The organism is Mucilaginibacter panaciglaebae (genome assembly GCF_039539265.1).
Classification (GTDB): domain Bacteria; phylum Bacteroidota; class Bacteroidia; order Sphingobacteriales; family Sphingobacteriaceae; genus Mucilaginibacter; species Mucilaginibacter panaciglaebae.
Window position 1 is genome coordinate 233,805 of the sequence record NZ_BAABCV010000007.1, and the last position, 12,572, is coordinate 246,376.

Genomic DNA, 12,572 nt, shown 5'->3' on the forward strand with positions numbered 1-12,572 from the left:
GATATATTATGTCATCAGAAACAACAGAAGTACATCACGCAGATCACGCAGACCATGGTGATACTATGACCAAAGGAAGGATAATCAAAGTAGCGGTTATTCTGTCACTTATTACCTGTGTCGAGTTTTTTATAGCACTAATCCTGGTGCCTAAAGGCATCATATCAATTAATGTTGCTAACCCGATATACATTGTTTTAACGTTACTTAAAGCGTTTTACATTGTCGCATTTTTTATGCACCTTAAATTTGAAAAAATGGGTCTGGTATATTCTATCCTGGTGCCTATTTTGTTTATCATCGGTTTGATCCTGGTATTGACCAACGAAAGTCACCACTGGATTACGCTGAGGATGTAATGAGCAGAATAAGCCCCTCAAAAAAGATTATAATCCTGGTAATGATATTAGCATTACCGGGATTTTTATATTATTTGCTAACTGTTAAAGGCAAAAACCGGTATATGCCATTGCCTTTTTTTGGCCCTAAAGAACTGGCAAAAACCAGCCATAAGGTTCATGGAAAAGTAATTCCGGACACCATTTATCATCAGTTGCCGGACTTTAAACTGATTGACCAAACCGGCAAAGTCGTCACTAATAAAGATTTTGATGACAGGATATTTGTAGCAAGCTTTTTCTATACGCATTGCCCGACAGTATGCAATACCATTAATAAAAATGTTAACGCCTTACTGTCTGATTATGCTAAAAATAAAATGATTTGCTTCGTTTCTATTACGGTTGACCCCGACCGCGATTCGGTATCTGTGTTGAAGGAATATTCAAAAAAGTACAATCCGCCGGGTGTTAAATGGTACTTCCTTACTGGCGATACCACGACCATCTATCCGCTGGCCCGTAAAGGTTTTTTGGTTAATGCGGTGAAAGTTGATAACGATAATTTTATTTATAGTGACAAACTGATCTTGATAGATAAAGAGAAACGTATCCGAGGCTATTATTCAGGCACGTCCACAAAAGATATAACCAAACTCAACGACGAAATCAAGGTGCTGATAGCCGAGGAGCTGAGGAAGAATGACGAACCGCTTTATTAAAGATTGAGAGTCAAGACTAAAACGGTTTAATCAATAGTACAAGAATAGTATATTAATGAGATCTTGATTCTTGAATCTAATAATGAGCGATAAATTTATATTCCGTTTTGTAACTGCCGTTTCAGTTTTTGTATTTGCAGTAGTGGTTATTCTTAACCGTAAGATTATACCCGGCCCGGCAACGATACCATCGTTTACTCATTTGCTGCCTTTTTTTAATGCTATCATAAATGGTACCTGCAGTGTGCTATTGCTGATATCTTTATATTTCATCACGCATGGCAATGTCACCTGGCATAAAAGGATAAACATCCTGGCATTTATGTTATCATCGGTCTTCCTGGTATCCTATATCTTATTTCATTATTTAATGAAACACGACATAGTATATGGCGATCTGGATGGTGATGGCAAACTTTCAGACACCGAGCGCGGAGCGGTGGGAGGACTGCGTACAGTTTATTTAACCATATTAATAACACACATTATACTTGCTGCAGGTGTTTTGCCGTTAATATTATTGAGTTTTTACCGCGGCTTACAAATGCAGGTTGAAAAGCATAAAAAGCTGGTGAGATGGGCTTTCCCTATATGGTTATATGTAACTGTGACCGGCGTTATAGTATATATTTTGATTAAGCCGTATTATCATTTCTGAGCCCCCGAACCCTTCCCGGTAGGGAGGGCTTTAAAATCGAAGCTTAGAAAGTCTCTCTTCCCGGAGCGCATTTAGAGCGGCCGATTGTTTATTTTATTTAAATTTGCATTAATGAAAGCCTACAGATTATTATTAATTCTTTTTGTTGCAGGATTGTTAACCTGCAGCGTATGGCCTGCGAATGCCCAGTGTGCTATGTGTACCGCTTCGGTCGAATCGAATGCTAAAAGCGGCAGTACAACTGCTAATGGGTTAAATCATGGTATCATGTATCTGCTGGGCGCGCCTTATTTAGCAGTTGCAATACTTGGGTATGTCTGGTACAAAAAATACCGCCGTAAAAACGTCGACCTTAATATGCACGACGAAAAATTACATTTAAACTAATTTCGTATTAAGCCACCCACTTACGTACAGTGGTGTTTTAAGCGGATATTATATATTTGCCGCAAGCGATATTAAATTACCGCCTTCCGTTGAGATGATACAACAGCCAACACTTGACTTTTTAAGCGATCTTGAAGACAATAATAACCGCGACTGGTTTATGGCAAATAAAAGCCGTTATGATACCGCCCGCGAAAACGTAATTGAATTTACCGATCGCCTCATTAAGCTGATGCATAAAATTGACCCGGCATTGTCGCCTGATCTTGAAGGAAAAAAATGCGTAATGCGTATTTACCGCGATATCCGCTTTAGCAAAAATAAAACGCCTTATAAAAATAACTTTGGAATAAGCCTGCCCACTACGGGTACCAAACTGGGCGGCGCAGAATATTACCTGCACCTACAGCCGGGTAAATCATTTATTGCCGGCGGATATTGGATGCCGGAAGCCAATCACCTGAAGGCCATCCGTCAGGAAATTGATTATAATGCTCATGATCTGAAAGCGATCATCGACGCCCCGGAGTTTGTGAAACTGTTCGGCAATTTCACAAACCAGGAAAAATTGAAGTCACTTCCACGTGACTATGCTGCCGATAACGAGAATATCGAGCTGATCAAACTGAAAAGCTTTATTGTAATGCATAACCTCGCGGATAGGGAAATTAAAAGCCCAAAGGCTGCCGAAACAATAGCCGGCTTATGCAGCAAAATTTATCCGCTCAATGTGTTTTTACGCAACGCAATTAACTAATTTATAAAACCAGATACCGATGAAGATTAAGTATTTATTGTTTGCCCTGTTCCTGATGTTTACACTGCATTCGTGCGTAGTATTGTCAACCAAAAAGTATAAGTCGATGCTGGCTCAGCGCGATTCATTAACCACCCGAACGCAGACATTAGAAGCTCAGGTTTCTGCTTTAAAGGCCGATTCTGCGCGCCTTACCGGAGAGATAGCTAAATTAAAAAGCGATCTGGCTGATTCGCAGGATAATCTGGCTAAATTAAAAGGCAACTATAATGATTTGAATAACAATCTGTCTTCAACCAACTCAAAGGTCAACCAACTATCGGCCGATTTGAAGAAGCGCGAACAGCGCCTTAAAGAGGTTGAGGATATTTTGCGTAAACGCGATGAGGCTACCAACGCCCTTAAAGATAAATTGCAAAAAGCATTGTTGGGCTTCCAGCAAAGCGGGCTGTCTGTCGATATCCGCAATGGTAAGGTTTATGTATCGCTGACGGATAAATTGCTATTCCCTTCGGGCAGTATTGTGATAGACGAAAAAGGTAAAGCAGCCCTGAAACAATTGGCTGCGGTACTAAATAAAGAACCAGATATTAACATGGCGGTTGAGGGGCATACAGACGATAAAAAGGTAATTAACCTGGGCCAGATCAAGGATAACTGGGACTTGAGTGTACTACGTGCAACATCAGTAACCCGTTACCTGACCGAGGTTGAGAACATAGATCCTAAGCGTTTAACAGCTACCGGTAAAAGCCAATATCAACCAATTGATCCGACAGACAGCAACGAGGCCCGCGCTAAAAATCGCCGCATCGAGATTGTGCTGACTCCGAAATTGGACGAACTTTATAATTTGATAAAGAATTAACTTTTTAGAGATAAAAAGAGAAAGGGCGTTCAATATTGAATGCCCTTTCTCTTTTATACGTCAGCCGAATTTGTTTCGGTGCCAATGCAAAGCCTATCGATACTTTAAGATCAATTTCCTTAATACGTAAACGGACTTTCCAAATCAGCCAATTTTATCAGCAATTCATCCTTTGGCGACACAATAGCTTCAGAAGGATCTATTCCCCAATTAATATTTAGAGTAGGATCGTTCCATAGCACGCCGAGTTCACAATCCTTGGCATAATAGTTATTTACTTTGTAAGCGAAAATGGTATTGTCTTCCAACACTGCAAAGCCATGCAGAAATCCTTCGGGAATTAATAACTGGTGCTGGTTTTCGGCACTTAGTTCAATGGTTTCATATTTGCCATAGGTCGGCGATCCTTTGCGTATATCGACAGCTACATCTAACACCCTGCCCTGTATTACCCTAACCAGCTTAGTCTGGGCATGTGGTGCCGATTGGGCGTGTAAACCCCTTACAGTCCCTTTTTGAGAAAATGATTGATTATCCTGTACAAAGTCAATATCAATACCTGCTACTGCAAATTTGGTTTTGCTATAACTTTCAAAAAAGTAGCCACGATCATCTTTAAAGAGCTGCGGTTCAACTATCAATAAACCCTCAATGCCGGTTTTAACAAATTTCATTAGTTAGTTTACTGTTTGCATTAAGGTATGAAACAATACAAATTGATTTTCAAATTTTTGCTGATGCAACGCTTGCATACCTAACCAATGGTGGGTATTGAACTCATTATATTTTTCGCGCTTATCGGTTGTGTATTGAATGCAGTAGGTTACACCTTCGTTAGGAGAATCTAATACATTCAATATTTTATAAGAACTAAAAAAGCCAGTTTTCATTACCATTGGTATGTACTCAGTTTGCATCCAGTTTAACCATTGTTTATGGATGCCCTCGTCCACAATAATAGTTTCATTGTAAATGATCATACCCCAAAAGTACAAATTTAGCCAATAAGGTTTGTCAATTTATCATGAAGATACATCGCCCCGCAATATCCTGAAGCGCTTGCGGGCATCATTAATGTAGAGGCTGCCGGAATAGTCGGTTATTATTTTTTGATAGTAGGTTTTGGCCTGTTCTTTATCGTTTAACTGATTTTCATAAATGTCTCCCAACATAAAAACGGCGTCATCGGCCCAAAGATCGTTAGGGTGTTCGGCGACAATTTTCTTTAGATCAGTTACCGCGTCGTTATAATCTTTTTGTTGGATTGCAATACGAGCCTTCGCCATTAAGATATCATCGCTTAATTGATTATTAGGATATTTAATGTTGATGCTGTCCAGTATTTGATTAGCCTTATTTTGCTGTTGGGCAAATATTTGCAGATCGGCGCGGGCATACATTTTAAGCGCTGCGCCGGTGGTGTCGGCGGCTACATTGTCTGAGATCAACAATGACAGATTCAAAGCGTCATTAGCAATTAGTTGTGAGGTTGCTGCCTTTAAAACATCCAGCTGACCTTTTGCCCAGGTAAAATCGCCGGTATAATAAGCAAATTTGGCGTTTCTGAACTTGGCATCCTGCCCAACGTTGGTGTTTGGATAATCTTTCTCCACCTGACTGTACAATAAGGTAGCCTCCCATGGCTGGCCGTTTAACAAATAAACGTCGCCCAGATCAAGTTTACAGGTTGCCAGTAGCGCGGGCTGTACGCCGTTAATAGCCACCGCTTCTTCTAATACTTTTTGTGCTTCTGCAAGTTTGTGTAGTTTAAAAACCTCCAGATTAGCTAAGCGCTGCATAGCAAAGGCAGTAGATTGTGTTTTGCCAAACTCAGCAAGCAGGTCCTGATAATCTTTTTCCAGCTGCACCAAATCAGCCGGGACGTATTTACCGGCGGTTACCTTGAGGTTTTTAGCATTGATCATTTCAATGCGTGACGAAACATAATAAGGTTTGTCCTTTCCCAAACTAATCAGGTACTCATACCCACGAATGGCTGCATCGTAAGCTTCATTGTAAACAAGGGTGCTGCACAACTGGTAGATATCGCTGCCGTCGTCATTAGCACGCCGGTTTAATGCAATGGCTTGATTAAGCGCCTGGTCAAAATCTTTTTGCTGCAAGAACTGCCACACCAGCAAATCAACATAGATGGTTTGCTGCGGATCTTTCTGTATGCGTTTTAACAAGGCAATACGCAGCATATCATAATCATTGTTGTTTTCAAAAAGCGTGGCGAAGGTGTTTTCTGCCTGGCTTAAAAACAGCGGGTTGCGCGGTAAGATATTAAGATATTCTTCAGTGAGTGCATTTTTATCGCGTTTAAAGCGGTAAAGCGTTACCAGCTCAAAAGAAAACACATCATTATCATGCAGTAATTTACGGCCTTCAAGAAAAGTTTTGATAGCATAATCGGCATTACTTACCTGGTAAAACAACGAAGCAAGCATGGTTATTGAATTCTGATCAACCGGGAGGTTTTTAATCAGATCATCATACAAAGCATTGGCCTTGTCAGCCTGCGAATGCTGTGTATAAATTGATCCCAGGGTAATTACATATTCATTTGACCCGGGATGTTTCCGTATCATTTTTCTGGCAGCGCTCTCAGCTTCGTTAAATTTTTTAAGGAAAATTAGGGTATTTATATAACTGTTAAAATAGATTTCGTTGTTTGTTTTATACAGTTTCTGATAAATATCAAGCGCTTTTTGATATTCGCCATTGGCGCTGAACTGTTTGGCCAGTGCCATATCGTCGCTTTGAGCAAATCCAATTGAGATGCAGCAAAACAACAAAATAACAGATGCCAAAACTCGCTTCATGTTATAAAAATAAAGATTTAAAAATTAAAGCAGACGCATATCATCCGATTATTTCAATAACGCATATTACGGGTAAAATTATAGTGACATACCTGCAAAAGATAACTTATTTATATAATTTAACTGGTTGTAAAATGCCCCGGGTATAATATAGAATGTTGAGGAATATAAAAAGTCTGATCTTAGTTTTTGCGGTAGTTGTTTTAGGTGCGTGTGGTGATTATAAAACTGACGAAATACCTGTAAATGATTTTTATAAAAGCCCTCAAAAAGTGGCGTTTAAAATATCGCCTGATGGAAAATACATCTCTTATTTAAAAAGCTTTCACAAGTATCAAAACTTGTTTCTGCAGTCTATTGATGGTGGTAAAGAAATACAGGCGACCTCATTTACTGATTTTTCAGTTCGTGGCGATTATACCTGGACTTATGACAACCTGATCCTTTTTTCACAGGCGAACGAAGATGATCATACCATGAAGGCTTATGACCTGGCCTCGGGTAAAATTCGTACACTATTATCTGTAGGCAAAGCCGGCATACATGTGATGAATAAAAACAAGCTCACGCCGGATATAGTGACCATCGGCATGAATATGCGCGATTCTGCCAATTTTGATATTTACCGCTTAAACGTTAAAACCGGTAGCCTGAAAACCTATCTGGTAAACCCCGGTAATATAACTGATTGGCTTGTTGATGCCGATGGGGGCATTCGCCTTGTAAAATCAACCAATGGAGTTGATGAGACTATTTTATATCGCCCAAATGATAATTCAAGATTCAAGCCTATCATCAAAAATAACTTCAGAAATTATGTAAGGATGATAGCCTTTAACGGCGAGAGACAAAACTTTTATGCACTGTCTAACGTAGGTCGCGACAAAACGGCTTTTGTAGAGATTGATGCAGAGACTGGTAAAGAAGTACGAGTGGTTTTTGAAGACCCTCATGTTGATTTGCAAAGGGTAGATTACTCAAAAGCTAAAAACCGTTTGGAATTGGCGCAATGGGAAGAAGCCAAAATACAAAAACGCTTTTTTAACCCTGAGATAAAAGATTGGTACACCAATTTGTATTTGCAGCTTAAGGGATATGAAGTAAACATAACCGACCGCGATACTGCTGAAAACCGTTTCATTGTACAAACTTATACAGATCGGAGCCGCGGCGCGGTATACCTGTATGAATGTACAAGTAATAAGCTAACAAAACTTATTGACAATGGCGTAATTGATCCTAATGCTTTGTGTGAGAAGAAACCAATAAGTTACACAGCGGGCGATGGAGTAGTAATAAATGGCTATTTGACATTGCCAAAAGGAGAAACTAAAACCAATCTGCCCGTTGTGGTGATACCCCACGATGGACCCTTTGGTGCGCGTGACGTCTGGAATTACAGTGCCGATGTGCAATTTTTCGCCAATCGCGGGTTTGCTGTTTTTCAGGTCAATTATCGCGGATCAGGCGGGTACGGCAAAGTGTTTTATAGTGCAGGCTTTAAAGAGGTTGGCGGTAAGATACAACAAGATATTACAGATGGCGTTAACTGGCTTATTGCCAAAAAAATTGCTAACCCAAAAAAGATAGCCATTTACGGCAAAGGGTTTGGTGGATTTTCGGCCCTGTATGCCATTTCTTTTAACCCGAAGCTGTACAGCTGCGCGATAGTGCAAAACGGGTTGATTAACCTGTTTACCTATATCAAAACGGCGCCTGCTTATTATCGCCCGCAACTGCAAAAAATGTATGCTACTATTGGCGATCCCGAAAAGGACGCCGGGCTACTTAGAAATATATCCCCGGTTTTTCATCCCGATAAACCGAAAGTTCCTATCCTGTTTTTTCAGGATGCCAAAGACTTGCGCGCTAACATTAGTGAAGTAAATCATTATATTCGTGAGTTACAGAAACGTAACGTCAATGTTAAATACTTCCTGTATAAGAATGATCATAGCGGGGTGCCGAATGGCGAAGACAGGCGAAAGCAAAGTTATATGGAGATGGAAAAGTTTCTGTATGCCAACCTGCACGTTAAACCTTAATCCCGTTTGGTGATGAGGGGGCAGAACGCAGTATTCCGTAAAAATTTTTCGCTGATTGTTGCCTTCCTGGTGCTCACATCAGTAACGCTTATTATTGGGTTGGTAGTAGCCTACCAGCTAACCTCAAAAAATATTGAAAGCGAGTTTGTTTCTAAGAAAACTAACGTTGCCGACCAAACCATTGGCCCTTATATAGATCTTTATAAAAACAAGATATTCGAGATCAACCTTTACTCAGGTTTGTTGGATTCGGCGTCGGCAGCTTACTATGCAGACTCGGTTTTTCATAACTATCCCTTTGTAAACAAATTGGTTTTTTTTCAGATAGTGGTGAGTAGCAGAGGGCGGTATATGGGTAATAATTTGAAGGTCGTTGCGCGTTCGGTATTTGAGTATCACCCGCATAAAAAGACTTTTAAGGAAAGCCGTTTAGATGACGAAGCCAACGCAAATGATTTCAGGCAAATGGCCGAGCGGTTGACCAGTTACATTGCCCGTTATGATACTTTGAGAGGCCCCGGCCCCGATTTACAGGCAACTTTTTATAATACCAGGCCCGGAAAGGTAAGTTTCCTGAACATCCCTTCAAACGCCGATTTAAAAGCTTATCACGACCTGTTGAAAGGCGCCGGCAGCTCCGAGGCGTTTTACAAACAAAATATGATGACGTTTTACCTTGATCCATATAAAATAAAGATCAAAAACGTACATCCGGAGCTGTATAGTTCAGTTACCATCCGGCAGGTATCTTATGATCCTCCGGATATTGATCGTACTAAAATATTGACCGACGAGGTGCCTTTACCCGGTGCATTTTCAGACTACAAGTTGTATTTCAGTTCGCCGCGCGAGCATTTGAATAATGAGATATATCATCGGTTTTTGCCGGTTGGTGGTGTTTTATTGGTCATTTACTCGATATTTATACTGATTGGGTGGCTGATTTATCGTAACCTAAGCGTAAACATGAAGTTGTTTAAATTGCAATATGATTTCATCAACAACTTTACTCACGAGTTTAAAACGCCGGTAAGTGTTATTAAAATAGCAGGATCTAACCTTAAAGGCGATAGCGACCTGACCGACCGACAACGCAAACATTACGGAAAGATATTGGACGAAGAAGCTGATAAACTCAATGAGTTGATGAATAAATTGCTGTCATTCACTCAACTGGAGAATAAATCTATTACAATCAAAAAAGACAAGGTAAAGATCGAGGCTTTCGTTAAGGGCTATATTGACACTTTTAAGATAAAATATCCGCAATTTAAGCTTGATTATGCTATTGATGCCGGTGCTAAATATTTTTATACAGATACCGTATTGCTGGGTAGTGTTTTTCAAAACCTGATTGAAAACGCTTATAAATATTCGCATCCGGACATGAAAGAGCTTTTTATAAATATTACATTGGAAAGGCGTAATATCGTTTTCTCATTTATTGATAAAGGGATAGGAATTCCGAAAAATGAGTTGAATAATATATTCAGGAAATTTTATAGATTAGAGAACCAATATAATCAAAACGGAAGCGTAGGCCTTGGTCTGGCATTTTGTAAAGAGCTGGCTAACTTTATGAATGGTGATATAACGGTAAAAAGTAGAGTTGGCATAGGCTCTGAATTTGTAGTAACGCTTCCATACGAAAATTAAATTATGAATAAAGAAATAAAGATAGCGCTGGTTGAGGACGATGAAAACCTGCGTTTTTTAGTCGCAGAGCGATTGGAGTCTGAAGGATATAAAGTGCTGGAGGCTGGCAATGGGGATGAAGCAGAAACTATGATTATGACACAGCAACCCGACATTGTATTGTTAGATTGGATGCTGCCCGGCAAACAAGGCGCCGAGGTTTGTACCAACCTTCGCAATAAAGGTTATGAAGGTGTCGTGATCATGACCACAGCCAAGCAGCAAGACATTGACAAAATATCGGCCTATGGCTTTGGGGTATCCGACTACGTTACCAAGCCATTTAATATGGATGTGTTGGTTGCACTGATTGAGAATAAGATTAAGTTTACCTTAAACAATGATAAATCAGAAACCTACAGCTTTGCCAATATGGAGCATCATCCAAACACACACCTGCTGGTGCGCGATGGCCGCAAAATTGAGCTGACTATACTTGAGAACCGTATTCTGTTATATTTCCTGAAAAATAAAAATAAGGTGATTAACCGTGAAGAACTAATGATGGAAGTATGGGGTTACAATGCCGACGTAAATACCCGTACGCTTGATATGCATATTGTACGCTTGCGCAAAAAAATAGAAACCAATCCTGATTACCCCCAATACCTGCAAACGGTAAGGGGAGTAGGCTATAAATTTGCTTATCAGAGTTAATCAACCATAAAATTCGCCATCCGGCTATCTGAAAAGGTAGCCGGATTTTTTATGCCCGAAAACTTAATGATTTACCAGCGACAGTCGAAAGTATAAAGTCGCCGAAGAAAGTTTGCTCAGCTATTGTTTCATACTGATGTTGCTTAAATTGCCTCATGATGTTGGGCAGTACCGAAGTCTCTATCCGGCAAAGTATCCTGAAAAACACAAACATGCTTTTTAGCAGGACATTCTGCCACCATTTGCCCGTGAGCTGAAAATCGGTGTTTAACCAAACGCCGCCCGGTTTAAGTAGTTTATGTAAATGATTGAATACGTTTTGCAAGGTGTCTTCTCTGAAATTATCGAACAGGAAAGGGGTAAAGACAACATCAAACTGTTCGGTATATACCGTATCCTCTATGGGGGCATTTATAAACGATACCTCATTATGGCCAATGCTCCTTTTTTTAGAAAGTGCCATCATATTGGCAGATATCTCCACGTAGGTGATTTTAAGGCCTGAGGGATGTTTTTTCGTTAATTCTTCCAGTATCCAGCCGGTACCGCCGCCTGCAATTAGTATGCGCGAGTTAGGTTTAATAAACTGCAGCAAATAAATCTGCGCATGCACCAGGGCATCGCCATAAACCACCCTCGACAAGCGATCATAAAACCAGGCCGAATTATCATAGTTTGATGCCATAGCAGAAAGGGGTTAACAAATTCAAGTTGGTGTTAACCCGGTTAGTGCATTATATAATTAAATGCTACAAGGAAAATATATTGCAATATCAGCACTCCATCCAGATAGAAAAAGTAATAATACTCGTTTCTTTTCCATTTGGATTTAAAAATAAGCCAGCCCGCCAGCAGCGCAGTTATAGTAAGCGCCAGAAAATTAGCATTGAAACCGTTATTGCGGTATAAAAACAAGAGGACGATATAACCCGCCAATAGGACCTGGCAAAACAAATAAGCCCGTTTCTCGCCGATTACAACAGGTACGGTTTTAAGCCCCGATTCGCGGTCTTCGAACAAATCACGGATATCAAACGGAACTGTAAGGGCGCCTATGAATAAGAACCTCTTAGCCAGCAGAATGGCCATATCGCGCATGGATATGTTGGTAAGGTGCATGTCTTGTGCTTCAAAAACCGGAAGCAAGACAGTGCTCATTGACCATACCAGTGTAATTAGAAATTGCTTTAAGCCTGGGATGTTACGCAAGCCAAATTTGTGATCGCCTAAGGTGAATAAGGGCAAGCTGTAGGCCACTGAGATTAATCCCATAAAGATCAGGAGCAGCCTTGAAGCCGTCGATACCAAAAAGAATAAAGGCACCAATGATAAAGCCGACACAATGGTAAACGTTATCATCAACCGGTGATGTTCAAAAAACCAGCCGGTTCGGCGGTTTTCTGAACGCACAATTTGCGGCTTGTATAATAAAATAGATAAATTATAAACACCGATAGTTGACGTAAACAACAGCGCCGATACCGTATACACAGGTTTTGCGCCTATCAGGTAAAACGTCACAGCGCCCTGGGCAACCGCGCACAATGCCATGAAAACATTGCTGAATAATATAAAGTCAAAAACAGAATTATATAGTTTTTTCATCTATCACGAGCTGCC

General features: G+C 40.3%; 14 protein-coding genes. 9 read left to right on the top strand and 5 right to left on the bottom strand.

Annotation, left to right across the window (positions count from 1 at the left end):
• The first annotated feature begins 8 nt into the window (after positions 1 to 8).
• From ABD772_RS11540 to ABD772_RS11565, 6 genes are all read left to right on the top strand, one after another.
• Positions 9 to 359, top strand: a complete 351-nt coding sequence (locus ABD772_RS11540) for a cytochrome C oxidase subunit IV family protein (RefSeq protein ID WP_345104307.1) — start codon at positions 9 to 11, stop codon at positions 357 to 359.
• Positions 359 to 1,060, top strand: coding sequence for an SCO family protein (locus tag ABD772_RS11545; protein ID WP_345104310.1), 702 nt, complete (start codon positions 359 to 361; stop codon positions 1,058 to 1,060). Before ABD772_RS11540 ends, ABD772_RS11545 begins: the two co-directional genes overlap by 1 nt.
• 82 nt (positions 1,061 to 1,142) lie before the next feature.
• A complete protein-coding gene (locus ABD772_RS11550; RefSeq protein WP_345104313.1) occupies positions 1,143 to 1,718 on the top strand; it encodes a DUF420 domain-containing protein in 576 nt (191 codons plus the stop codon).
• A 111-nt stretch (positions 1,719 to 1,829) separates the two neighbouring features.
• Complete coding sequence (locus ABD772_RS11555) at positions 1,830 to 2,105, top strand: hypothetical protein (RefSeq protein ID WP_345104316.1); 276 nt, start codon at positions 1,830 to 1,832, stop codon at positions 2,103 to 2,105.
• A 94-nt stretch (positions 2,106 to 2,199) separates the two neighbouring features.
• On the top strand, positions 2,200 to 2,862 hold the full coding sequence (locus ABD772_RS11560) for a DUF2461 domain-containing protein (protein ID WP_345104319.1): 663 nt from the start codon (positions 2,200 to 2,202) through the stop codon (positions 2,860 to 2,862).
• Positions 2,863 to 2,881: 19 nt separating this feature from the next.
• A complete protein-coding gene (locus ABD772_RS11565) occupies positions 2,882 to 3,730 on the top strand; it encodes an OmpA family protein (protein ID WP_345104322.1) in 849 nt (282 codons plus the stop codon).
• A gap of 119 nt (positions 3,731 to 3,849) precedes the next feature.
• On the opposite strand, the gene rfbC is transcribed toward ABD772_RS11565, so the two are convergent.
• Genes rfbC through ABD772_RS11580 form a run of 3 tightly spaced genes read right to left on the bottom strand, consistent with a single transcriptional unit; the run spans position 3,850 to position 6,555 of the window.
• Complete coding sequence (gene rfbC, locus ABD772_RS11570) at positions 3,850 to 4,404, bottom strand: dTDP-4-dehydrorhamnose 3,5-epimerase (protein ID WP_345104325.1); 555 nt, start codon at positions 4,402 to 4,404, stop codon at positions 3,850 to 3,852.
• A 3-nt stretch (positions 4,405 to 4,407) separates the two neighbouring features.
• Positions 4,408 to 4,710, bottom strand: coding sequence for a DUF4286 family protein (locus ABD772_RS11575; RefSeq protein WP_345104328.1), 303 nt, complete (start codon positions 4,708 to 4,710; stop codon positions 4,408 to 4,410).
• A 42-nt stretch (positions 4,711 to 4,752) separates the two neighbouring features.
• Positions 4,753 to 6,555: a tetratricopeptide repeat protein gene (locus ABD772_RS11580; protein ID WP_345104330.1), complete on the bottom strand. Its 1,803-nt coding sequence runs from the start codon at positions 6,553 to 6,555 to the stop codon at positions 4,753 to 4,755.
• A 155-nt stretch (positions 6,556 to 6,710) separates the two neighbouring features.
• On the opposite strand from ABD772_RS11580, the gene ABD772_RS11585 reads away from it, so the two are divergent.
• The 3 genes from ABD772_RS11585 to ABD772_RS11595 are packed head-to-tail and all read left to right on the top strand — an operon-like array spanning position 6,711 to position 10,952.
• Entirely contained in the window at positions 6,711 to 8,600 is a 1,890-nt protein-coding gene (locus ABD772_RS11585; RefSeq protein ID WP_345104332.1) for an alpha/beta hydrolase family protein, read from the top strand.
• 12 nt (positions 8,601 to 8,612) lie between these two features.
• Positions 8,613 to 10,256 (top strand): sensor histidine kinase, encoded by a 1,644-nt coding sequence (locus ABD772_RS11590; RefSeq protein WP_345104334.1) that lies wholly within the window; start codon positions 8,613 to 8,615, stop codon positions 10,254 to 10,256.
• A 3-nt stretch (positions 10,257 to 10,259) separates the two neighbouring features.
• Positions 10,260 to 10,952, top strand: coding sequence for a response regulator transcription factor (locus ABD772_RS11595; RefSeq protein ID WP_345104336.1), 693 nt, complete (start codon positions 10,260 to 10,262; stop codon positions 10,950 to 10,952).
• A 49-nt stretch (positions 10,953 to 11,001) separates the two neighbouring features.
• On the opposite strand, the gene ABD772_RS11600 is transcribed toward ABD772_RS11595, so the two are convergent.
• Complete coding sequence (locus tag ABD772_RS11600; protein ID WP_345104339.1) at positions 11,002 to 11,637, bottom strand: class I SAM-dependent methyltransferase; 636 nt, start codon at positions 11,635 to 11,637, stop codon at positions 11,002 to 11,004.
• Between the two features lie 41 nt (positions 11,638 to 11,678).
• Positions 11,679 to 12,557 carry a UbiA family prenyltransferase gene (locus ABD772_RS11605; RefSeq protein WP_345104341.1) on the bottom strand — a complete coding sequence of 293 codons (879 nt, stop codon included), beginning with the start codon at positions 12,555 to 12,557 and terminating at the stop codon, positions 11,679 to 11,681.
• Positions 12,558 to 12,572: the final 15 nt, after the last annotated feature.